General features: G+C 48.5%; 18 protein-coding genes, 1 pseudogene and 1 riboswitch. Of the genes and pseudogenes, 14 read left to right on the top strand and 5 right to left on the bottom strand.

Going from position 1 to position 21,927, the window contains the following annotated elements:
- Window positions 1-60 precede the first annotated feature (60 nt).
- From NE619_RS01480 to NE619_RS01470, 3 genes are all read right to left on the bottom strand, one after another.
- On the bottom strand, window positions 61-924 hold the full coding sequence (locus NE619_RS01480; protein WP_256130582.1) for a DUF368 domain-containing protein: 864 nt from the start codon (window positions 922-924) through the stop codon (window positions 61-63).
- Between the two features lie 72 nt (window positions 925-996).
- Window positions 997-2,274: a glutamate-5-semialdehyde dehydrogenase gene (locus NE619_RS01475; RefSeq protein ID WP_256130581.1), complete on the bottom strand. Its 1,278-nt coding sequence runs from the start codon at window positions 2,272-2,274 to the stop codon at window positions 997-999.
- Window positions 2,256-3,263 carry a ribonuclease H-like domain-containing protein gene (locus NE619_RS01470; RefSeq protein ID WP_256130580.1) on the bottom strand — a complete coding sequence of 336 codons (1,008 nt, stop codon included), beginning with the start codon at window positions 3,261-3,263 and terminating at the stop codon, window positions 2,256-2,258. The genes NE619_RS01475 and NE619_RS01470 overlap by 19 nt, the downstream gene beginning before the upstream one ends.
- Window positions 3,264-4,071: 808 nt before the next feature.
- Between NE619_RS01470 and NE619_RS01465 the strand changes: the two genes are divergently transcribed.
- The 4 genes from NE619_RS01465 to NE619_RS01450 all read left to right on the top strand — a co-directional run bounded on the left by NE619_RS01465 (window position 4,072) and on the right by NE619_RS01450 (window position 6,922).
- Window positions 4,072-4,332 carry a stage V sporulation protein S gene (locus NE619_RS01465; RefSeq protein ID WP_256130579.1) on the top strand — a complete coding sequence of 87 codons (261 nt, stop codon included), beginning with the start codon at window positions 4,072-4,074 and terminating at the stop codon, window positions 4,330-4,332.
- Window positions 4,333-4,766: 434 nt separating this feature from the next.
- The gene (gene proB, locus NE619_RS01460) at window positions 4,767-5,564 is read left to right on the top strand and encodes a glutamate 5-kinase (protein WP_256130578.1); all 798 of its coding nucleotides are present in this window, start codon (window positions 4,767-4,769) and stop codon (window positions 5,562-5,564) included.
- A gap of 5 nt (window positions 5,565-5,569) precedes the next feature.
- Complete coding sequence (proC, locus tag NE619_RS01455) at window positions 5,570-6,373, top strand: pyrroline-5-carboxylate reductase (RefSeq protein ID WP_256130577.1); 804 nt, start codon at window positions 5,570-5,572, stop codon at window positions 6,371-6,373.
- Between the two features lie 9 nt (window positions 6,374-6,382).
- Window positions 6,383-6,922, top strand: a complete 540-nt coding sequence (locus NE619_RS01450; protein WP_256130576.1) for an NUDIX domain-containing protein — start codon at window positions 6,383-6,385, stop codon at window positions 6,920-6,922.
- Here NE619_RS01450 and spoIIM read toward each other — a convergent pair.
- Window positions 6,897-7,520 (bottom strand): stage II sporulation protein M, encoded by a 624-nt coding sequence (spoIIM, locus tag NE619_RS01445; RefSeq protein WP_256130575.1) that lies wholly within the window; start codon window positions 7,518-7,520, stop codon window positions 6,897-6,899. The two genes, NE619_RS01450 and spoIIM, sit on opposite strands and share 26 nt — an antisense overlap.
- Window positions 7,521-7,687: 167 nt before the next feature.
- Between spoIIM and NE619_RS01440 the strand changes: the two genes are divergently transcribed.
- Both NE619_RS01440 and NE619_RS01435 read left to right on the top strand, forming a co-directional pair.
- On the top strand, window positions 7,688-8,569 hold the full coding sequence (locus NE619_RS01440) for a tyrosine recombinase (protein WP_256130574.1): 882 nt from the start codon (window positions 7,688-7,690) through the stop codon (window positions 8,567-8,569).
- A 369-nt stretch (window positions 8,570-8,938) separates the two neighbouring features.
- On the top strand, window positions 8,939-9,727 hold the full coding sequence (locus NE619_RS01435) for a C40 family peptidase (protein WP_256130573.1): 789 nt from the start codon (window positions 8,939-8,941) through the stop codon (window positions 9,725-9,727).
- A 189-nt stretch (window positions 9,728-9,916) separates the two neighbouring features.
- Here the strand turns inward: NE619_RS01435 and NE619_RS01430 are convergent, their stop codons facing one another.
- Complete coding sequence (locus tag NE619_RS01430; protein ID WP_256130572.1) at window positions 9,917-11,482, bottom strand: amidohydrolase; 1,566 nt, start codon at window positions 11,480-11,482, stop codon at window positions 9,917-9,919.
- 697 nt (window positions 11,483-12,179) lie between these two features.
- Between NE619_RS01430 and NE619_RS01425 the strand changes: the two genes are divergently transcribed.
- From NE619_RS01425 to NE619_RS01390, 8 genes and pseudogenes are all read left to right on the top strand, one after another.
- Window positions 12,180-12,404: a hypothetical protein gene (locus tag NE619_RS01425; protein ID WP_256130571.1), complete on the top strand. Its 225-nt coding sequence runs from the start codon at window positions 12,180-12,182 to the stop codon at window positions 12,402-12,404.
- Between the two features lie 14 nt (window positions 12,405-12,418).
- Window positions 12,419-13,870: a cytosine permease gene (locus NE619_RS01420; protein WP_256130570.1), complete on the top strand. Its 1,452-nt coding sequence runs from the start codon at window positions 12,419-12,421 to the stop codon at window positions 13,868-13,870.
- A gap of 57 nt (window positions 13,871-13,927) precedes the next feature.
- A complete protein-coding gene (locus tag NE619_RS01415) occupies window positions 13,928-14,818 on the top strand; it encodes a glycyl-radical enzyme activating protein (RefSeq protein WP_256130569.1) in 891 nt (296 codons plus the stop codon).
- A 743-nt stretch (window positions 14,819-15,561) separates the two neighbouring features.
- The gene (locus tag NE619_RS01410) at window positions 15,562-16,662 is read left to right on the top strand and encodes a helix-turn-helix transcriptional regulator (protein ID WP_256130568.1); all 1,101 of its coding nucleotides are present in this window, start codon (window positions 15,562-15,564) and stop codon (window positions 16,660-16,662) included.
- Between the two features lie 117 nt (window positions 16,663-16,779).
- A complete protein-coding gene (locus NE619_RS01405) occupies window positions 16,780-19,206 on the top strand; it encodes a glycyl radical protein (RefSeq protein ID WP_256130567.1) in 2,427 nt (808 codons plus the stop codon).
- Between the two features lie 143 nt (window positions 19,207-19,349).
- Window positions 19,350-19,751, top strand: a pseudogene (rplS, locus tag NE619_RS01400) (50S ribosomal protein L19); the annotation flags it as partial.
- A gap of 510 nt (window positions 19,752-20,261) precedes the next feature.
- Entirely contained in the window at window positions 20,262-21,107 is an 846-nt protein-coding gene (gene ylqF, locus NE619_RS01395) for a ribosome biogenesis GTPase YlqF (RefSeq protein WP_256130566.1), read from the top strand.
- The gene (locus NE619_RS01390) at window positions 21,100-21,765 is read left to right on the top strand and encodes a ribonuclease HII (RefSeq protein ID WP_256130565.1); all 666 of its coding nucleotides are present in this window, start codon (window positions 21,100-21,102) and stop codon (window positions 21,763-21,765) included. Before ylqF ends, NE619_RS01390 begins: the two co-directional genes overlap by 8 nt.
- Before the next feature lie 34 nt (window positions 21,766-21,799).
- Window positions 21,800-21,884: riboswitch (ZMP/ZTP riboswitch) on the top strand.
- Window positions 21,885-21,927 lie beyond the last annotated feature (43 nt).

Below are 21,927 nucleotides of genomic sequence, written 5' to 3'. Positions count from 1 at the left end.
CCATACAAAAAGAAACGGGTCTGCCTCAGGGCAAGCCCGTTTCTTTTTGTAGAATAGATCTTATTCGCCAAGCTTTCTCGTCAAAAACAAGCCCACGAGCAAAGTGACAGCGCTCAATCCAATATTAAGCGGAGAAAAAGCGGAGCGCTCCACATCCGCCAGCATGACAACCGGCGTGGCGGCGATGAGGCCGGCGATGGCCGAATACACATGTGAAGGAATTTTCTTGAAGAGGAACTGAACGAATTTTGCTGTAAGAAATACGCCAATTACCACACCAACCCCTAAAGGCACGATAAAAATGAGCTGCCGCGCCGCAGCAGGAAAGTCCAGGCTAAACGCTGCGGTGACAAAAGTGCTGGCAATGGAAAGCAGCGGCTTGTAGTAGCCCAGCGAGGTCAGGATCATTGTTCCGGAAAGTCCCGGAACAACCAGAGTAGTGGCGGCGATCATTCCAATTCCCACAAGAATCATCATCGAAAGGGGACCCGCTGAAAGGGAGGCGCTGCCGCTGCCAGCGCCTTTGGCAAACACGGGGATCAGTACGATCAGAAAAAAGAATCCTGCTGTGAGGACATGGGAAAAACGCAGGCCTTTTTCTCCCTGATGACTTTTTAGCTTTGCCCATATAAAAGGCAATGTGCCGATAATGAATCCAATAAAAAGCGTATTTGTCGGAAGCGGATAATGGATAAAGAGATAATTGATCGCCACGGACAGGCAGGCCACGCTGGCGAGTCCGCCGATTCCGTAAGGCAGCAGATATAAAAAGTTTTTGCGGAAATGCTTCAAAAGATCCGCGATGGCATTGATTAAATGCTCATAAAAACCCAGGGCAATGGCGATCGTTCCGCCAGAAAGCCCTGGTGCGATGGATGCGACGCCGATCAGGACGCCGTATAAAACCCTGGTGATAAAACTCATCTTTTGTCTGGTCCTCCCCTGAACCTTAGAAATAACAGTCTCTTCTCCCCGTAAATTGTTTCCTCTGTTGTTTTACTTCAAATCCTTGAAATGGAACTGGCTGGCGCCGCTGGCATAGTCCGCTACGATCTGGCCGCTGCCAAAGAGCTTGTATTTGTAAGTCACAAGCCCGTCAAGTCCCACAGGGCCTCTGGCGTGCAGCTTTCCGGTACTGATGCCAACCTCTGCGCCGAACCCGTAACGGAATCCATCGGCAAAGCGGGTGGAACAATTCTGGTACACTCCGGCGGAATCCACGTTAGCCATGAATCGGGACGCGGTGTCCGCGTTTTCCGTAATAATGCAGTCCGTATGATGGGATCCGTAATGGTTGATATGGTCGATAGCTTCATCGGTGCTGTCTACGATTTTAATGGACAGGATGTAGTCCAGATATTCCGTTTCAAAATCCTCTGCCTCCGCTTTTTTGCAGCTGATCAGATTGCAGACCGTTTCATCGCCCCGATACTCGATGGAGGTGCCGGACGCCTGCGCCAGTCCGGGCAGGAATTCTGCGGCGATTTTGCGGTTTACAAGCAGTGTCTCCGCTGCGTTGCAGGCGGCTACATACTGGGTTTTGGAATCGATTACGATGGGAACCGCTTTTTCGATATCGGCGTCTTCATCCACATATACATGGCAGACTCCATCGGCGTGACCCATTACCGGGATTTTGGAGTTGGCCATAATGTACTGGACGAATTGATTGGAGCCTCTGGGTATAATCAGGTCCACAGATTCGTGACACTTGAGCAGTTCGTCAATGCCGGCCCGGTCTTCGATCAGGAGCGCAAAATTTTCAGGAAGGCCCGCGGATACACCGGCCTTATAAATGGTGTCAAAGAGAATGCGGTTTGTGTTGGCGGCTTCGCTTCCGCCCTTTAAAATCGCGCAGTTTCCACTCTTGATGCACAGTGCGGAGATTTGCACCAGCGCGTCGGGGCGGGATTCAAAAATAACGCCGATAACGCCGATGGGGCAAGTCGTCTTGATGAGCGTGAGCCCCTCGTCCAGCTCTCTTTTGAGCAGCTGCCGAAAAAGAGGATCTTCCATAGCCTTGAGGTCTTCCATGCCGCTGATGCAGTCGCTGAGCTTATGCTCATCGAATTTCAGCCTGTTCTGGATCGGTGCGGGAAGCGAATCCTCCGCGGCTTTGACAAGATCACGGGCATTGGCATCAAAGATCGCTTTGCTGTTTGCCCTCAGAGCTGCGATAATGGCCTCTAACGCCTTATCCCGTACCTCCCGGGGCAGAGCCGCCATCTTAAAGCTATCGGCTTTGACGTTTGCTGCTAAGGTCTTATAATCCATTGGTTCAACATCCTTTCTAAAAATACTTTAACAAAATGATTGATTTCTAAATAATGTTTTTCTCCCTGCTGCTCGAGAATCAGAAAACCCTCCTGACAGCCGGGATATTTTTCGAAAACGGAAAGGTCCATTTTCAGCGCCGCCAGATCCACCAGGATAAGGCCGCTGTGTTTTATAAGAGGTACTGAGACCGAAAAAATGCTCTTCTGCCGGCTGAAATCCGCGCTGCAGGGGATTTCTCCCCATTCAAAGCATTTGTAGTCGCATGCTCCCTTTAACTGCCTTCCCGAAATGATCAGCTGATTTCCTGAAAACCCGATCTTTTCCACGATGAGAGCCCCGGTTCCGTCGGATTTAACCGGAAAACCCATGTGAAAAAGCGCTCTGTGAAGGTCAGCTTTTTCCAAAACCGCCAAGAGACGATAAAGCTGGAGCACGTCATCGTGATTGTGAAGCAGAATCTTTTCTTTTATGTAAGGCTCCTTCTGTGACAGGTACTGATAGTAGAGCTCCACGCTCTCGGCGCCGGATATCTCGTCCTTTCTATGATCCCACAGTCCCAGAAAATTTTCCACTGTTTTTTGCTTTAAATTGGGAAGAAACTTTCGGACAGGACTGTAATTCTTGACTAGAAGATAGAGGTCCAGATTAAACGGAAGCTTCGGCGGCGCATCCTTGGTACGCTCCCGGATAAAAGGCAGGTCAAATTTCTGCCCGTTATAGGTCAGGAGGAAATCCGCTTTCCCGATGGCTTCCAGATAAGCCTGCAGCGCTTCCCTTTCCTGCTTAAGGTCCTCAGCAAAAAACTGCCGAACCTGCAGCGCCCCATTTTCCACAGTTAAAAGCCCTCCCAGAACAAACTGGCTGTGCCTTGGACTGAGCCCCGTGGTCTCAATATCCAAAACTCCCAGCTTCATATCCCCAAAGTACAGATCAAATGCCTTTGAGGTATATATAGGATATGTAATTTTATCTGTAATATAATCCATATGATATTCTCCATACCAAGCGACCTTATATCAAACAACCAAACTAGCAAACAACCTTGCAGCCTTCGCCTGCGGCCCGCTCCGCCCCGGCAACCTTCAAAGTCGCCGGCCCCGGTAACTTTTCCCGTTTTTTTCGAAAAGTTACGCACTTTTCAACGTTTCCGGGGCCTCCCAAACAGCCGCCAGCACAAATTTTCACTTTATACGCTTTCGAACCCCCGCAAACCCACAACTTTGCGTAACTTTCCATTATTTTTTCGAAAAGTTACCGCCGGGTGCCATTCTACGCAGTTCCATGTATATCCACTGGGTTTATTATAATATGCGAGCGTAGTCGAGCATATTTCAATGGTTCCACCCTTACGGCAACGTTCGCCTGCGGCTCACTCCTCCGCTCCGCTACGCTGTCCGTTTTTCCAGCAGCGCTAAAGCGCCGGGAAAAAAGGCGAAGCCGTATCAATTTATGGAACCATTATACCACAATCCCCCTCTTTTCCAAAAAACAAAACAGACTGCAGGGGAGCAGTCTGTTTTGTTCAAAAGGGGTATTGGGATTAGAGATTAATGAGGTTATCAGGGGGATAACCACAATTTGATTATAGCTGTTCATGTCAAAAAAATCAAGGGGTTGTCTAAAAATTTTAGAAAAAAGAAAAAAAGCAAAGAATTTGTCGGTTTTTTTTGCTATAAATTGGTATTTTTGAAATATATAATAGGGATGAGGCTGAAAAAAGTTTGAACCTCACTTTAACCTTGTAAGCCCGAGAGGGACGAATGAATATCTATTTATATTAAGGAGGATGTACACGTGGAAGTTTTAAAAGTATCAGCGAAATCAAATCCGAATTCGGTGGCAGGAGCACTCGCAGGAGTATTGAGAGAAAAGGGCGGAGCGGAAATCCAGGCCATTGGCGCGGGGGCGCTCAATCAGGCGGTGAAAGCCATCGCCATTGCAAGAGGATTTGTAGCTCCCAGCGGCGTGGACCTGGTAACTGTGCCGGCGTTTACGGATATAGAAATAGACGGTGAGGAGCGGACCGCGATCAAGCTGATCGTAGAACCCAGATAAATACAGACAAACACAGGCGGAACCTGAGCGTACATAAAAAACGGGTTCCGCTTTTTATATGTAGTTTTCCATATTATTCTCGAAAGAAGGGAATAAGGAGAAATTTTGCTATATGAGAGGGATCAGGCAGCGTTCCCTCTTGTCCATCGGCCCGTCGCTGTCCGTTAAGGAGTTTTGTCTCTTGCTGCGACAGCCCCGCAATAGCAACAAACGCTGCCGATAAAATGAATCAGCGAAGCCGGCTTTATTATGCGAAAAATCGCCTGCGCAGCTGGAATCGCCGCCGCCGGAGCAGGGAATTTCCAAGACTGCCGCAAAGACTGCCGTAAATTTTCAACCGCAGGCCGGGTAAAAACCTCTGCGAACCTTGCAGGAGCGCCGATTTTGTCGTATACTTATACGGTCATATAAATAAAGAAAGAGGCGATGTAAGAATGAATCCTATCAGCGATTTAATAAAGGAGAGTCGGAAGATTGTCATCAAGATCGGCAGCAATGTGCTCTCCGACGATAATGGGGCGGTAAACCGGGAGGTCCTTCACAATATTGTAGAACAGGTCAATACTCTCATAGAAAATCATAAACAGGTTATCATGGTTTCCTCCGGAGCAGGAATCTGCGGGGTGGGCGCCATCAACAAGTGGAGCCGCCGGGGCGATATGAATTACAAGCAGGCCCTGTGCGCCATCGGTCAGGTGGAGTTAATGATGGCCTATAAAGAATATTTTGGGGATTACGGTATCCACGTGGGGCAGATTCTGCTGACCCGAGAAGATTTTCTGGATCCCCACAGGACGCTTAATATCCGCAACGCGCTGTTTACTTTGGTGGATGAGGGCGTGGTCCCCATTATCAATGAAAACGACAGTGTAAGCGTGGATGAAATAAAAATCGGCGACAATGATACCCTGGGCGCCCATACGGCTAACCTTTGGAATGCCGACGCCCTGATCGTCCTCAGCGATATCAACGGCGTCTATGACAAGGATCCCAAGGCGGAAACCGATGCAAAGCTGATCGAAGAGGTGTCGGATATTGATCGCCTGCTTTCAGATATTGATATTGGAGAAAAAAGCAGCTTTGGCACAGGCGGCATAGCGACCAAAATCGAAGCCGCCAGACTGGTCAATAAATACGGAATTTCAATGATTCTTTTAAACGGAAAAAAGCCGGATATCATTAAAAAGGCATGGAACGGCGAAGAAACGGGAACAGTATTCTCAGGGAGGTAATACATATGAAGATTGGATTTATCGGAGCAGGAAACATGGGCGGAGCGATCCTGAAAGGATACGCGGATACCGCGGCCCAAAAGGGCGACCAGATACTTGTCTATGATAAGAGGGAAGAAAACGGAAAAGCTCTGGAAGCGCAGTTTGCAGTAGTATCGGCGAGGTCCTCGGAAAAAGAGCTGACCCGCGACAGCGATGTGATCATACTGGGAGTAAAGCCCAATATGTTTGAAGATCTGCTTCCCCAGATTGCCGGAGAATGCGGCAGTGAGAAAGTAATTGTTTCCATGGCGGCCGGTGTCAGCATTGGTTTCATCGAAGGTTATCTGGGCAGCGACCGCAGGATCATCCGCATCATGCCCAATACACCGGCACAGGTGGGAGAATCCATGGTAGCGGTGTGCAGGAACAAAAACGTGGATGATGAAACCTTTGGCAAGGTTTTCGGCATCTTTGAAGCCATCGGCAGGGCCGAGGAGGTGGACGAAGAGCTGATTCACTGCGTCATCGGTGTCAGCGGCAGCAGTCCTGCCTATACCTATATGTACATAGATGCGCTCATTCAGGCAGCGGTAGACCACGGTATGGCGCCGGAGAAAGCGAAAATCTTCGCCGCCCAATCGGTCCTGGGAGCCGCTAAAATGGTCCTGGAAAACGATATCAGCGTGGAACAGCTGCGTATCAATGTATGCTCACCGGGAGGCACGACCATCGAAGCCGTCAACAAACTCTTTGAAAACGGTTTTATGGACAATATAAAGGAAGGCTTTGCGGCAGCAGTGGAAAAATCCAAAGTCATGACGAAATAGGAGGAGAAAATGGTCTTTGAGGAAAAGAAAATCAGCAGCGAGAGGATCTACGAAGGCGCGATTCTCAATCTGAGAAAGGACACCGTAACGGCGCCCAAGGGAACCGCTTACCGGGAAATCGTCGAACACAACGGAGCCGTAGCCATCGTACCGATTACCGATGAAGGAAAGCTGGTGATGGTCAAACAATTTCGCTATCCCAGCGGAAAGGTCATTTTAGAAATTCCCGCCGGCAAGATCGATGAGGGGGAAACTGACCCGCTGCAGACCGCCAGGCGCGAGCTGAAGGAAGAGACCGGATATGCGGCCGACAGCATGCACTATCTGGGGAAAATCAATCCCAGCGTAGCCTACACTGAGGAAGTGATCCATCTTTACGCTGCCACGGGCCTGACGCCGGGCGAAACCAGCTTTGACGACGATGAAGCCCTGGACATTCTGGAATACGATTTTAAAGAAGCCTATCAGATGGCAGCCTGCGGACAGATGGTAGATGCCAAAACCATTGCCGCCATCTTTATGGCTAAAGAACAATTGGGTATAAAATAGCTTCCAGCCCACAGGCCAGTCCGATGGCCAGGCATAAAAAGAGCATAAGCAAAATGTAAGAGCCTGAAACATCCTTCAGGTTCTTTTTTGTTGGCATTCGTCTGGAACGCAGAGAAAACAAGCCGTAGTTCACCGCCGCCGCGGAGGCGAGGATGAAGACCGGGATCAGGATCAGATTTTGCGGAACCAGGGAAGTCAGGATTACCAATATTCCCTTATCCTTCAGCGTTTCAACGATCAGGCCCGTACAAAACCCCAGAGCCATACCCTTATAAGTCAGCGCTGCCAGGGCGGCTGGAAATCCCAGGGCCGAGAGCCCGGCCAGGAATATAATCAGCAGGAGCAGCAAATTGCTGGTGAGGGAAGACAAAAAGGGATTGGGATAATCCACAGACCCGCTGTCCATGTAGAGATACTGCTGGAGATAGCCAGCCAGGCTGCTTTTTTCGTCGGCGGCCATGGTCAGCTCCAGAAAAATTCCGGTGGAGATGCCAGTCAGAAAAAAGAATACGGAGATCAGGAAGACCTTTTTACTGGCAAAAGCCACGGCAGCAACCTGACTCAAAGTATATGAGTGATTCCTTAAAAATTTTTTCATATGTATGCCTCCTCTTACTTAGTTAAATTATGTTAACCGAAAGCGCTTTATTACTGCTCAACAAAAAATGTCAAAATTCGGCAGAATATTATTGTAAACCATAACCCTATGGATTATAATGGAAATGGAGCCCAAACAGGGCTAATTGCCAGGAGGGAGGAGCATACATGCTTCTTGAACAATTTTTTGAGTATTTAAAACATGAAAAGAAAATGGCCAAAAATACGCTGGAAGCGTACAGGCGGGACGTATTGGAATTCTCCGAGTTTGAAAAACAGAGGGGAATCCGGGACCTCAGAGAGACTCCCGGCACGGAAGTGGTAGCGTACCTTCTCAAACTGAAAAATGACGGGAAGTCGGCGGCTACGGTTAATCGCAAGCTGGCATCCGTACGATCGCTTTATAACTACCTCCTGACCATAAAGGAAGTTGCCGTAAATCCCACCAGCGATATAAAGTCGCCGAGGATTGAAAGAAAGACGATTGAATACCTGACCATCGAGGAAATTGACCGTCTGCTGGCGCTGCCGGATAAGAGCGTCCGCGGAATTCGGGATAAAGCGATTCTGGAGCTTTTGTACGCGACAGGCATTCGGGTCAGCGAGCTGATCGAGGCCGACGTTGAGGATATCAACCTGCGTATGGGTTTCATCACCTGCGCGGGGGAACAGAGCAAGGCCAGGATCATTCCGGTGGGAAGACCTGCCAGAGCAGCTCTGGAAGAATACATATACGATGCCAGAAACAAACTGCTGAAAGAGCGCACCGAAGAAACAGCCCTCTTTGTCAACTACTATGGGCAGCGCATTACCAGGCAGGGACTTTGGAAGATCTTAAAGGAGTACGGAAAGCAGGCTGATTTGGAACACAAGCTGACGCCCAATATAATAAGAAACTCCTTTGCCGTCCATATGATCCAGAACGGAGCGGATCTCAAATCGCTGCAGGAGCTTTTAGGACACGAGGACATTTCAGCGACGCAGATTTACCTCACTGTAACAAAAAATCGCATAAAAGATGTTTACGATAAAACCCACCCAAGAGCCTGAGATGGGTTTTTATTCATTCTAATGAATAAAACAGATAAACAAACAGGTACATATCAAGAACAATTTACAGCAAATTAGTTAGAAAAATACATGAAAAAACATTAAAACAATTTTAACAAAAACGGTAAAAACATGACGAAATAAGTTGAGAAGTTAGAGAATTCAATGACTTTGGGTCTACAAGCTATAAAAAATATGGCGTTTTTTTAAAGTTTTTTTAAAGAATTTTGTGCTGTTTTGGGTAATATCGTACTGCATACTAGTGATAGCAAGGGATGGAGCGGAATTTGACTTTTTGCATGTTCGATGGTATAGTAATACCCGTGTTATTCAATAAAAGCTAGGCAAAACATGAAGAGAGAGGCTTTTATGAGTAAAAAGATGGTAACCTATGCGGTGACCCTGGCAATGATGTTCAGCATCTTTTGTCTTCCGGCAGCAGTGCATGGAGCTGACGGACAGAAACCGCAAGTGGCGAAAACGACCGGTGCAAAAGCGAAGGCAACAAGCGACAGCACGATCAAAGTGACCTGGAAGGCGGCAGGCGGTGCAGACGGCTATGAAGTCTACAGGTATAACTCAAAAAAGAAGCAGTATACTGAGTTGACAGAGACATCGCAGACGAGCTATGTAAACAAAAAGCTGAAAGCAAATACGACTTACCGTTACAAGGTGAGGGCGTACGCCGAAGTGAACGGCGAAAAATATTACGGAGATTATTCCGCAGCCGCGAAAGCAAAGACTAAGAAAAGCGATCCGCAGAAAGTGGTCGCAAAAGCAAAGAGTAAAATCGGCGCTCGCTATAGATCCGGCGGTTCGGGTCCAAAAGCGTTTGACTGCAGCGGCTTTGTATACTGGGTATACAAAAATGCCAATGTGGACGCAAAGAAAAAGATAAAGAGGACTTCTTCCGCAGGACTGTATTCTTCTCTTAAAAAGTATAAGGTGGGTTCTTCCATGAAGAGCATCAAAAAGGCCAAGGCCGGAGATATTATTCTTTTTAAGAGGGGCGGACGTTATAGCCATGCCGCTATATACGCCGGAAGCGGAAAGATTATCCATGCTGCTAACGTTAGAAAGGGAGTCTGCTCCCAGAGCGTGAAGCAACTGAATAATTCAGGTACTCGGGTAGCTGCGATTATTCGGGTCGTTGAATAAGCCACACGAAAAAACGCAAATAAAAGAGGATGTAGTATTAGAAAATTCAATACTGCATCCCCTTTTTGTTTGTATGTGGACCCGGAAGCCTGAACGCAATCTTTATTCTCCATAATCGCCGGCATCCCCAGCGGTCCGCCTCAGCTTATTTTTCCGACGCGTTCATTGCGTCCTATCTTTCAATACGTCCTATTTTTCGAATACGATCCTGCCTTCCGAAATCGTTCCCTTGACTTGGATCTCATCGATGCGGTCAGACGCCTCGTAAGGGTCCTCTTCCAATATGGTAAAGTCCGCGTAATAGCCTTCTTTGATGGTTCCTCGTTCATTTTCTTCGAAAGCCGCATAGGCTGCGTTGTAAGTATAGACCTTCAGCGCTTCGGTAACGCTCATGCGCCTGGTATCAAAGCGGGCATTTACAAGCCCCTGAATTCCGGTCAGAGGATTGAGCCCGTTTACCGGTGAATCAGAGCCTCCGGCTACGATAACTCCTTGATCGCTGATATATTTATAGGGCTCCATTCGTTTGTTTCTCTCCTCGCCAAACCACTGCTCGATGGGCCCGCCCGGCGAACCGAAGAGATAAGTGTATTCCGGCTGCTGGCTGACAACGATGCCCAGCTCGGCGGCCATCTTAATATGGGATTCTCTGGGGAGCGTAAAATGTTCGACTCTCAGGCGAAGATTTTTCTGTCCCTGCTCCGCGATAACTCGTCTGTATGCGTCCATAACCTGATCGATGGCCCGCTCTCCCATGGCGTGAAAGGCGATTTGCTTATTATCGGCGTAAGCTTTTGCCGTCAAATTATAGACTTCACTGTCCTTTCGGTAAAGGTCGCCGCGGACCTCGGGCTTACAGGTATACGGTTCGTCAAGGGCCATGGTGTAATCCAGGTCCGCTCCGTCCAGCGTCAGGCATCCGCCGTGTCTGGGCAGATTGTATTTCCTGGATTTTTCATAATCCCACATCTGCGGATAGAGAACACAGTGGAGCGGCAGATCATCCTTCTCGAGCCGTTTGATCCACAGATCCAAATCAATGTCTCCTGTGACAAATTGTCCTTCCAGACAGTGGGCGGTAGTAATCCCGTTTTCAACGCACATCTGGGCGAACTGTGTGATATAGCTATCGTACTTTTCTTCCGAAATTCCTGCGATCAGCTCGCCAAGGGTGTAGAAATTGACTTCATCTTCTGCGAGATAGCCGTTGAACTCCCCGTTTTCGTCCATAGTCAGGCCATAGGTGTTTCCATGATAATCGACAGCTTCATAGGCTGCGGTGTTGATTGCCGATGTGTGCAGGGTAATGCTGATTACCATGACCTTTTTGCCGTGGGAAACGGAATCCAGCTCCTGCCTCGTAGGAAAACGGCCTTCTTTTATCTGAGCGACGATAAAAAAGGGAGCGAATACCAGATCGTCTTCTGTGGTTTTACAGCGCTCTTCAATCAAAGCCAGAACCTCGCCAATCGTCGAGGCGTTGATCAGGTTGACACCGCCGGTCATAATGGCAGTCTGCCCCGCATGAACATGGGAATCGATGAGGCCGGGAATGATGACGCTGTCGCCAAAATCCTTTTTCATACAGCCCTCGGGGATCGGGCCGTCGCCTACCTTTACGATTTTCTTGTCCTTAACGGCGATCCAATCCGCCGCAGGATGGTCTTCATCCAGCGTGTAGATCTTTTTTCCTGTCAAAATATAATCACAGTCCATACTTCTCCTTTCCGTGCGCAAAGACAGCTTTTCATCCATAAAAAACACCTCCTGATAAACAATGGGGAAAACAAATTTGAATGGAACAATCTATTAAAAAGCAAGAACTGTTCCAAAAACTGCAATTTGCAGCTTCTGCATACTTATTGATGTCTGGCAGTTGAGTCCCGGATGAACTGCTATGAGACCCCTCCCGGAACTCAAATTGCTATTTTTATCAACACGCACCGAAAATCCGGGCTTTTGTTGGCCTTTTTCCAAGGATACAGGCGCATGCGGGCAGAAAAACTCGCTCAATATGCAGTTTTGAGCAGGAGGAGAGCTCCGGAACCTTGGAAACACCTCAACAACAAAGGAAAAATGACTCCGTTGTTGTACAAAATATGCACATGTCAAAAAAAGGCCCCCAGCCAGAGAAAAATTCATATAAGAATTGGGCCAAGTCTCGGACAACATGTCCAAACGCATAAGCTTCAAAGAAATACTCTGTTTTTGGGAGTTATTTATAAATGACTTGAGGAATTTAAATTTGAATAATTGCGCAGGCCTTTCTCCGTGCGCAGCGAAGGGGGAAGTTATTTTTGCGGAGAGGCTGGCCAGATGACCGATACACCTTAGGGATAGTAGCCCGGCGGCAAAGTATACTCGGGGATAATTATCACCAATGAATAATTGTTTTACAATTATGGTAATAGATGTTTCAATCAAAGCTGTTTTACAGAAAAGAGGTGAGCGTATGTTACCAGTTGAACAATTACCCATTGACATTAAGGGAATCACCCCGGAAATGCGACAGGAACTGGAGGAGCGAATCAGTGACTTTGAAAGGGAGCACGAACCCGAAACCTCAAGGGGCGGGGAGGGCTATGTTCCCAAAATCAGGAAAGTCGATTATATTTTCGCTGGAGTTATCAATGGACTGATCTTACTGTATTACATTGTGGCCGTTCTATTGGCATAGAGAAAGGAGAAAAAATGGCGAATAATAATAACGTTGCGGAAGCTGTATACACATCTCTATTGCCGGCAAACAAGGCCGAGAGATGTTACGGCATGTGGGATCTGATCGCAGTTCAGATCTGCTTTGGCATAGCGGCATGGTTCTTCCTCTGCGGAAGTCAGGCCGGAATGCTGCTTCCCGCCAGAGAAGCGATTCCGACAATTCTGGCAGGAAACTGCGTTGGTATTTTTATGATTTCATTCTTATCGATCAGCCCGTCAAGGTACGGAGTAGAACAGCTGACAGCCACTGCCGGCATTTTCGGACAAAAGGGATCGATTCTGATGACCTTTTTCTTCCTGATCGCTTGTTATCCGGCCCTGGCGCTGGCGACCCTGATGTTCGGACAGAGCGCCATAAAATTCGTAGCCGTTCTTACGGGCCCGGGATTCTTTGCCACAGAAGGAGCGGCAGTGACGATCTTCGCGCTGATCGCGCTGGTGGGCGGAACCTTCATCGCCTGGCTGGGACCCAACGCTCTCAGATGGTTTACAAGGCTTTCCGCCATATTTATGGCATTGATACTCGCAGGACTTATCATATACTTATTTGCGTATCACGGGATCGATTCCGTTATACATGCCAAACCGGCGGAACCCTATACCGATGCTGACATGGGAGCGGGTATGGGCATAAAATGGAGCAGGGCCACTGCCCTTGAAGCAAACCTGGGGCTGGGAATGTCATGGGGATTCTTCTTCGGCGGCTGGACAAGACTGGCTAAGACAGAGAGCAACGGATATCACGGCTGCATGTGGGGCTGGGGTGTGCTTGCTGCGGTTGCCGGTTTGTTTGCTGCTTTCGCGGCTCTGGCCATCGGCAAGTACGACCCGACGATCTGGTTCGTGCAGGTCAGCGAAGATACGGGCCTGGGATTCCTCGCCGCTATAGGTTTAGTGCTGTTTGCCATCGCGAACATCACTTCAGTAGCCACCCTCGTTTATCCGGAGGCCATTGCGGTGAAAAGCCGTATTCCAAGATTCGGCTGGATACCGGCGCTGCTCATTTCCGTGGTGCCGGTGCTGTTCATGCTCAACAACGCCGTATACTATATGGTCAGCAACGTCTATGCGTTTATCGGCCTGGTTACGGGAATCTATGCGTCAATTGTGGTGTCCGATTTTATCTTTATCAGCAGAGGCAGATTCCGCTTAAGGGAATTTTTCAGCGTCAACAAGGGCTATCAATATGCAAAGGGCTGGAACCCGGCGGCGCTGATCGCAGTGGCGGCAGGCTTTGCTACATACCTGTTAATCCTCAATCCACTTACCTGGACGAGCATGACGGGAATCTTTCCCTATACGACCGCGATCATACCGACTTTCTTTATCACCGGAATTGTTTATACCGTGTTAATGAAAGTCTGGATTTTGAAAAAATACAAGCTTCCGTTTGTCAATGACAACGAGATTGAAGAAAGCAACTAATGGAAAGGGGCTGCGATCTTTTATGAGGTCGCAGCCTATTAATAGGAATGAGATAACATGATAGGAACCATATTTGACATTCAAAAATATTCGCTGCACGACGGGCCAGGGATCAGAACCCTGGTTTTTATGAAAGGCTGTCCGCTGCGCTGTATATGGTGCAGCAATCCGGAATCGCAGAGCGGGGAGTGCCAGGTGGGGTATACGCTGAAAAACTGCATAAAGTGCGGCAGGTGCGCGGAGATCTGCCCTGAGCAGGCGATTGATAAAGAGGATTTTCATATCGACTGGGAGAAATGCGTCAGTTGCGGAAGCTGCGCTGCCTGCTGCCCGGTTCAGGCCAAGAAAAAAATCGGCTATGGGATCAGCGAGGAAGATCTACTGGATAAGATTCGGGAAGACAGGCTGTTTTACCGCAATTCAGGCGGCGGAGCAACCATCGGCGGCGGCGAGCCTGCGGTTCAAAGTCAGTTTGTAAACCGGGTATTGAAAAGGTGCAGGAAGGATTCCATTCACACCTGTATCGAAACCTGTGCTTACGCAGAAGAGGACAAATTCCAGGAAACCATTGAATATGCGGATCTGGTGCTGTTTGACTTGAAGCATATGGATTCCCGAATACATAAAAAACTTACTGGAGCAGGAAACGAGCTGATTTTAAAGAATGCCCATAACATAAAACAGGACGTGGTCTTTCGAGTTCCGCTGATACCTGGCCTCAATGACAGCAGAGAAAACCTGGAGGAAACCTTTTCCTTTGCGGCAGGATTGGAAAATGCCAAAGGCGTGGAGCTGTTGCCCTATCACAATCTGGGAGAAAGCAAATATCCGTGGATCGGGAAGGATTACCAGCTGAAAACGCTTGAGAAATATTCGGAAGAGCAGAAAGAAGAGCTGCGGCAGTGGATTGCAGGAGAAAATTTTCCCATCGGGATTAAATTGCTTTGACGATACCCTTTCCCCCGGTAACTAATCCGGATTTTTTCAAAAAGTTACGCATCTTTCAACGTTTCCACAGCTTTCCAAGTAACCACCAGCACAAATTTTCGCTTTTTACGATTTCAAGTATCCTCAAACCCACAACTTTGCGTAACTTTGCATCAATTTTGCGAAAAGGTTGCCACAGCCTGCAGGCCGCACCCCGGGGTCACTCAGGCCGTGGAATCCAGCTCCAAATCCATCGTCTGTAACCTGGGGAGCAGAAGCCTTTTTTTTGACAATGTGCATATTTGTTCAACAACGGATTCATTTCTGCTTTGTTGTTGAGGTATTTCCAAGGTTTGCGGTCTCTGCTCCCCTTCAAATTCGCATATTGGCCAAGATTTTGTGCTCGCATGCTCCGTATCCTTGAAAAAAGGTTAACAAAGACTCGGTTTCTCGCTGCGTGTTGATAAAAATAGCAATTTGCCTTTTGGACAGGTGTTCATATGAGCCGATTCTTGCCGCAAGCTTGAATATACGTGAAACTTGCTCGACCTAGCTCGCAAGTTATACTATTTTCCTCGATCGGAAACGGCTTCGCCGTAAGGCAAAAAACAGTGAAACTTGCTCGACGCTGCTCGCAAGTTATAAGATATTCTCCATTGGAAACGGCTTCGCCGAGAAGTTGAATATACGTGAAACTTGCTCGACCTTGCTCGCAAGTTATATAATTGGGATACTTTGATTTTGATGTATGGGAGGTAATGAATATGGGCACCTTTTTGGACAATAAAGAATTGCTGTATCTCAATCAGATCCTGGCGGAGCTTCATGATGACGATGATTATGAGAAAGCGTTCAAAAACTTTCTTGCCAAGCTCAAAGAGTTGATTCTCTTTGAAAAGGGGGATATTTATTTCTATAAAAAGAAAGACGGGCAGATTATTTTTGAGGATTTTATCTTTGTCGATTGGGGCGAAAAGGATTTGCAGAGCTACCTGGGCAGGTACTGCGGCATCGACGATGTGCTGCCTATCGTTTCCAATGACCAGCCGATGATGTTCCGCAGTTCCGACGTGTTCATCTTTGATGAACGAAAAAAGACGAGATACTACAATGAACTGCTGCGGCCCGCAGGTATGAATCATTCGATCGAGGGAAACCTGTATGTAGGGGAAAACGGCTATGTAGGCGGAATCGGCATACACCGGCCGGAAAAGTACAAGGATTTTTCCGATAAGGATCTGGAAATCCTCAAAATGGCCAGACCGCATCTGGCCAACATCGCCAAGCGCTTTCAGAACACGAGGGAGCAAATCAACAGCTATCTCTTTGAGCTTCCCCTGCTGTCCAACATTCAGGGAATGGGCATCTGCATATGGGATTACGATTTAAAACTGCTGGACTGCAATCTGGAAAAAAATCCGACCATCCAGTACCAGCATATCGAGGAGCTGATGCGTACACTGATTACATTGTGCAAAAGTCTGAGGGGAAAGCTTGCCTCCGGGGAAAACATTCTGACAGCCCGCGAAGGCGCCAGCGCCAGAAGCAGAATTGCCATTGACCGGGCGACGTATTTTGCTGAGGTGGTATTTGTTTGGGAAAAATCCATGGAGACCGGGAAATTCATAGCCACAGTCTACGACTATTCCAGCCTGTTTGAAAATATCCTGGCGGAAGTGAAGGACCGGTACGGCCTGACCGAGCGGGAATATGAAGTGATGCAATGTATGTTTAAGGGAATGAACAACCTGGAAATCAGCAAAAAGCTGTTCATCAGCGTTCCCACGGTGAAGAAGCATCTAACCAATATCTATAATAAAATGGACATCGAAGGCAAACATCAAATCCTGGGGACCATCCTCTAAGGTATACGGGAGTATACATGCGCGGGCTCTTTTTATCCTTGCGGCGAATATACAAATTTTCTGGAAACGGTACAATATTTGTATACGATACCACACAGAGAGTGAAAGGAGAAACCAATGAGCGATGTTATAAAAAAAGAATCCTGCTGCGGAACCATAGATCAATCGAGCAGCACAGCGTTTCCACGGGTAAACAGATTACTGGACCGTTTTTTTGATATTAAGCCGCAGCTCTGTATTGAAAGAGCGCTTGCCTATACAAAATCCTACAAAGAGACCGAAGGGGAAGCCACGGTGATCAGAAGGGCTAAGGCGTTTAAACGGGCCTGTGAGGAAAAGAGCATTTTTATTGCCGACGATGAGCTGATTGTAGGCTGTGCGGCTTCCGTGCCAAGGGCCGCGGTTTTCTGTCCGGAGCATGCCACCGGCTGGCTCAGAGAGGAGCTGGACGATTTGAGCACCAGGAGGCAGGACCCCTACGATGTTACGGAAGATCAGAAGAAAGTTCTGCGGGAAGAAATCTTTCCTTACTGGGAGGATAAGGATATCAGCAGTCACTGGCTGCGTCAGATTCCCGATGAGGTCAAAGAGATCGCTGTGAAAACAGGGATTATTGATATTGAGATCAAAACCCAGAGCGGCCCGGGAGAAATTTCACCCAACGTGAAAAAGGTGCTGCAAAAGGGATTCCTGGGAATCAGACAAGAGGCCTGCGAGGCCATGAACGGGCTGGATATCGTCAATCCGGCGGACTATGAGAAAAAGAATTTTTATGAGGCTGTCTGCATTTCTTTAGATGGAGTGATGGCGCTGGCCGGCCGCTACGCAAAGCTGGCCAGGGAAAAAGCGGCAGCAGAAGCTTCTCCGCAGCGAAAGGCGGAACTGCTGCAGATCGCAGAAAATCTGGAGCACGTGCCTGCCAATCCGGCGAGGACGTTTATGGAAGCGCTGCAGTCCTTCTGGATTCTGCAGATCTGCTGCTATATTGAGGCGAACGGCCCTTCCTACTCTCCGGGCAGAGTCGATCAGTTGTTTTACCCCTACTATAGAAGGGACACGGACCAGGGGAAGCTTACGGATGACAAGGCTTTGGAGCTGATTGAATGCCTGTATCTGAAATTTGCTGAAAACACATGGTTCCTGAGTACAAACGCGGCCATGTATTTTGCCGGGTACCAGCCGTATCAGAATACTTGCGTGGGAGGGATCAACAGGGACGGCAAGGATGCCACCAATGAGCTGTCCTATCTCTTCATCACTGCAAAGATGGAAGTTCGCCTGCATTCACCTTCCCTTTCTGTGCGGGTGCACAAACAGTCGCCTGAAAAATTTCTCAGAAAAGTAGCTGAATTGTCTCAGATTGGTACCGGCTTCCCGGCCATTCACAACGATGAGGTCACGATTAAAATGATGCTCATGAGCGGAGCAGGCATTGAGGACGCAAGAGATTACTGCATGGTCGGCTGCGTGGAACCGTATATTCCGGGCAAGATGTCCAAGTGGACCGATGGCGGGCATTACAATTACGGTTCCGTTATGGAGCTGGCCCTCACCAATGGAGTCAGCGTCGTCAACGGCAATCGCAGACTGGGTGTCGAAACAGGAGATTCCACAAAGATGAGTTTTGAGGAATTGAAGTCAGCGGTGAAGGAGCAGCTGGCTTTCTGCATCAAGCACATTGCTACGGCGTGTCACATCTGCGAAAAACAGCATGCGGAATATACGCCTTATCCCTATATGTCCTCCATGATTGACGGCTGTATCGAAAGCGGCACAGATATTACCCGCGGCGGCGCGGAGCTGACAGTGGGACCGGCCTTTATCGGTACGGGTATCGCCGATCTGGCGGATTCTCTGTCCGTGATAAAGGAATTCGTCTTCGACAAAAAAGTCATCAAGATGGAGGAAATCGTTGAAGCTGTCAAGAATAACTTCGCGGGCCATGAAGACCTGCGGGCCTTTGTTGAAAGCAACGGCAGGTTCTATGGCAATGACGATGACTATGTGGATGAATTCGTCCGGGAAATGACCGATTACGCCTTCGAGCAGATTACCAGCTACCAGTCCTACCGGGGTCCGCACTATATTTCAGGATTGTATCCGGTTGCGTCACATGTTCCCCACGGAGAAGTGGTGGCGGCGCTTCCTTATGGCAGGCTGCAGGGAACTCCACTGGCGGATGGCTGCTCGCCCAAGGGCGGCACGGACGTTAAAGGCCCGACAGCCGTTCTCAAATCCGTTTCAAAGATAAACCACGACGCACATGTTGCCGGTACGCTGCTGAATATGCGTCTGGACCCCATGTCGTCCCAGGGAGAGGAAGGAAACGCCAGAATTGTTTCCCTTATTAAGAGCTTTATCGACCTGAATATCTATCATGTGCAGTTTAATATCATTTCCAGTGATATACTAAAGCGTGCGCAGGAGAGCCCGCATAATTACAAATCCCTGATCGTGAGGGTGGCAGGATACAGCGCCTTCTTTACTGAGCTGTGCAAAGAGATGCAGGACGATATCATTCAAAGAACGGTGCAGGAATTCTAATTTGGGACAAAATTTGGGAGAACGTGCAAAAACTCCTTGCGCCTGACCGGCTTTTATGCTAAGATATGAGAGTTATTACGGGCGGTCCTCTGGATGCGGAAAAGGGCACCACGAACGTCTTGGAGGGAAGGAGGAAATGAGCAATGGATGTTATGCAGTCAATTGCACAGGAATACACCAAAAAAGATATCCCTGCGTTTAATGTGGGAGACACGGTAAAAGTGCACATTAAAATCAAAGAAGGATCAAGAGAAAGAATCCAGATCTTTGAAGGTTTTGTCCTGAAAAAGCAGAACGGCGGAATCAGCGAAACTTTTACAGTTAGAAGAATCGCTTCCGGTGTCGGCGTGGAAAAGACATTCCCAATTCACTCACCGCTGGTTGAGAAGATCGAAGTTGTGAGAAAAGGTGATGTCAGAAGAGCGAAGCTCCACTACATGCGTGAAAGAACCGGTAAATCCGCGAAGATCAAGGCCAAGGAATACAGCGAAGAACAGCTGGCAGCAGTTGCGGAGGCAAAAGCAGCCGCGCAGGCAGCTAAGGCCGAGGCAGAAGCTCAGGCAGCCGCCGCGGAAGCAGAGGCTCCTGCTGAAGAAGCTAAGACAGAAGAATAATCACGACATTACAAAGAGGTTGCCCCTGTGCGGGGCGGCCTTTTTTCATGAAGCGATTATCAAAAGAAAGCAGCCATAAAGGTCAAATTGCCATTTTATGTTCCTGATGGCGCTTCCAGCCTGTTTTGTGAACATACTTTTCTTGAATTGCGTAAGAATCACAAACAATTTCCTGCATTCAAGAGGAGGATAGAACAAAATGGTTCGTGCAATTGCTCATATAAGAGCAAATAAGTGATAGGAGTAATCTAAATGACTTTTTTTATGTTCACATGGGCGGCAAAAGTCGCCGTACGGAACATAAAACGCAGATTTTTTATAAAACAGATTTCTTCTGGCCGCTATCTTCGCCGGCCGAAAACATCTGCCTGAGCCGGCGTTTGTAATTCTCCAAAATCCCTGCTATAATTAGGTACACTTTAAAAACGAGAGGAAAAGCCTATGATGGAACATATAAACTGGTATCCGGGCCACATGAAAAAGACCCGGGAACTGATCGCGGAAAATCTGAAAATGGTGGATGCCGTAGTGGAGGTGATCGATGCCCGCATCCCCTTTTCCAGCAGAAATCCGATCATCGATGAGCTGGTAAAAAATAAAAAACGGATTATCATTCTCAACAAAAGCGATTTGTCGGATCACGAGGCCAACCAGGAATGGGAGCAGTATTTCCGCAAGCGGGGAAACCTGGTGCTGACTATGAACTGCATGACAGGGGGCGGGGCGGCCCAGCTGCTTAAGCTGCTGTCCCGTCTTCAGGAGGAAAAAAACCGGGATCAGGTGCGAAAAAGGCCATACCGGCTGATGATCGTAGGGGTGCCCAATGTGGGAAAATCTTCATTGATAAACCGGCTGACCGGGAAAAAGAGCGCGCCGACCGGGGACAGGCCCGGCGTGACAAAGGGCAAACAATGGCTCAACCTTCCGGGCAACATGCAGCTTCTGGATACGCCGGGAATTCTCTGGCCCAAGTTCGAAGACCCTAAGGCGGGGCTCAATTTGGCTTTCTGCGGCTCTATCAAGGACGAAATTCTTGATGTGGCGACGTTGGCCCTGGAGCTGATTTCCGTCCTCCAGAGGGACTATCCGAGCCTCCTGAGGGAACGCTACAAGCTGGAAGAGATATCTGAGACGCCGCTGGAGACCATGGAAGCCATAGCCATGAAACGGGGCTGCATTCTTCCTGGTAAAAAAATTGACTACGATCGAATCGCGAAGGTTGTGCTGGACGAATTCCGGGCGGGGATCATCGGCAGAATCACGCTGGAAAGGGCTTCTCATGAATAAGCAGGAAAAGGAAGCATACCTGGCCCAGCGGCTGCAGGAGATGAAACAGTTTGAAACAGAGCTGTGCGGCAGCGCGACCCGTTTTATCGCCGGCGTGGACGAAGTGGGAAGAGGTCCGCTGGCAGGCCCTGTTGTAGCGGCCTGCGTCGTGCTGCCGCGGGATTTCGACGTGCCGGGTATCGATGATTCGAAAAAACTGACGGAAAAAAAGAGGGAAGCGCTGTTTCCTGTTATTCAAGAAAAGGCGGTGGCTTACGGTATCGGCATGGCTGACCATGAGCGCATCGACGCCATCAACATTCTCCAGGCGACGAAGGAAGCAATGACAGCGGCAGTTGAGGCGGCTTCCGCCCAATTAGCCGAAAAAGAAGGGGCTGCCATCGAGCATATTCTCTTCGATGCCATGACCATCGATGCGATTGCCATTCCTCAGACCTCCGTCATAAAGGGCGACAGCAAAAGCCTTTCCATCGCTGCGGCCTCGATTTTGGCGAAAGTTACGCGGGACCGGATGATGGTGGAGCTTGCCGAGGTTTATCCCGGCTACGGCTTTGAAAAAAACAAGGGGTACGGCACGAAAGCCCACTACGAAGGCTTGCGGCAGCAGGGAACCTGTCCCATCCACCGGATGACTTTTTTAAAAAACTTCTTAAAATAAAAGCTTGATTCTCAAAAGGAGAGGTGCTATTATTTATTTGTTATACGACTGACGGAATAAGTGGAATCGACCACATGGAGTATAATGTAAATCATGAGCCGACCGTCTGGGCATTTGTCCGGGCAGTCAGGCTCTTTTTGTATTTTGCATACATACAGGGAA

The sequence above is a fragment of the Anaerovorax odorimutans genome, assembly GCF_024459955.1.
GTDB lineage: Bacteria > Bacillota > Clostridia > Peptostreptococcales > Anaerovoracaceae > Hominibacterium > Hominibacterium odorimutans_A.
This window is presented reverse-complemented; position numbering and strand designations above follow the sequence as displayed.

What these genes read in the sequence shown, in the direction of transcription:
- NE619_RS01480 (WP_256130582.1), bottom strand. Translation starts at nt 924, where the DNA reads ATGAGTTTTATCACCAGGGTTTTATACGGCGTCCTGATCGGCGTCGCA.
- NE619_RS01475 (WP_256130581.1), bottom strand. Translation starts at nt 2,274, where the DNA reads ATGGATTATAAGACCTTAGCAGCAAACGTCAAAGCCGATAGCTTTAAG.
- NE619_RS01470 (WP_256130580.1), bottom strand. Translation starts at nt 3,263, where the DNA reads ATGGATTATATTACAGATAAAATTACATATCCTATATATACCTCAAAG.
- proB (WP_256130578.1), top strand. Translation starts at nt 4,767, where the DNA reads ATGAATCCTATCAGCGATTTAATAAAGGAGAGTCGGAAGATTGTCATC.
- proC (WP_256130577.1), top strand. Translation starts at nt 5,570, where the DNA reads ATGAAGATTGGATTTATCGGAGCAGGAAACATGGGCGGAGCGATCCTG.
- NE619_RS01450 (WP_256130576.1), top strand. Translation starts at nt 6,383, where the DNA reads ATGGTCTTTGAGGAAAAGAAAATCAGCAGCGAGAGGATCTACGAAGGC.
- spoIIM (WP_256130575.1), bottom strand. Translation starts at nt 7,520, where the DNA reads ATGAAAAAATTTTTAAGGAATCACTCATATACTTTGAGTCAGGTTGCT.
- NE619_RS01440 (WP_256130574.1), top strand. Translation starts at nt 7,688, where the DNA reads ATGCTTCTTGAACAATTTTTTGAGTATTTAAAACATGAAAAGAAAATG.
- NE619_RS01435 (WP_256130573.1), top strand. Translation starts at nt 8,939, where the DNA reads ATGAGTAAAAAGATGGTAACCTATGCGGTGACCCTGGCAATGATGTTC.
- NE619_RS01430 (WP_256130572.1), bottom strand. Translation starts at nt 11,482, where the DNA reads ATGGATGAAAAGCTGTCTTTGCGCACGGAAAGGAGAAGTATGGACTGT.
- NE619_RS01425 (WP_256130571.1), top strand. Translation starts at nt 12,180, where the DNA reads ATGTTACCAGTTGAACAATTACCCATTGACATTAAGGGAATCACCCCG.
- NE619_RS01420 (WP_256130570.1), top strand. Translation starts at nt 12,419, where the DNA reads ATGGCGAATAATAATAACGTTGCGGAAGCTGTATACACATCTCTATTG.
- NE619_RS01415 (WP_256130569.1), top strand. Translation starts at nt 13,928, where the DNA reads ATGATAGGAACCATATTTGACATTCAAAAATATTCGCTGCACGACGGG.
- NE619_RS01410 (WP_256130568.1), top strand. Translation starts at nt 15,562, where the DNA reads ATGGGCACCTTTTTGGACAATAAAGAATTGCTGTATCTCAATCAGATC.
- NE619_RS01405 (WP_256130567.1), top strand. Translation starts at nt 16,780, where the DNA reads ATGAGCGATGTTATAAAAAAAGAATCCTGCTGCGGAACCATAGATCAA.
- ylqF (WP_256130566.1), top strand. Translation starts at nt 20,262, where the DNA reads ATGATGGAACATATAAACTGGTATCCGGGCCACATGAAAAAGACCCGG.
- NE619_RS01390 (WP_256130565.1), top strand. Translation starts at nt 21,100, where the DNA reads ATGAATAAGCAGGAAAAGGAAGCATACCTGGCCCAGCGGCTGCAGGAG.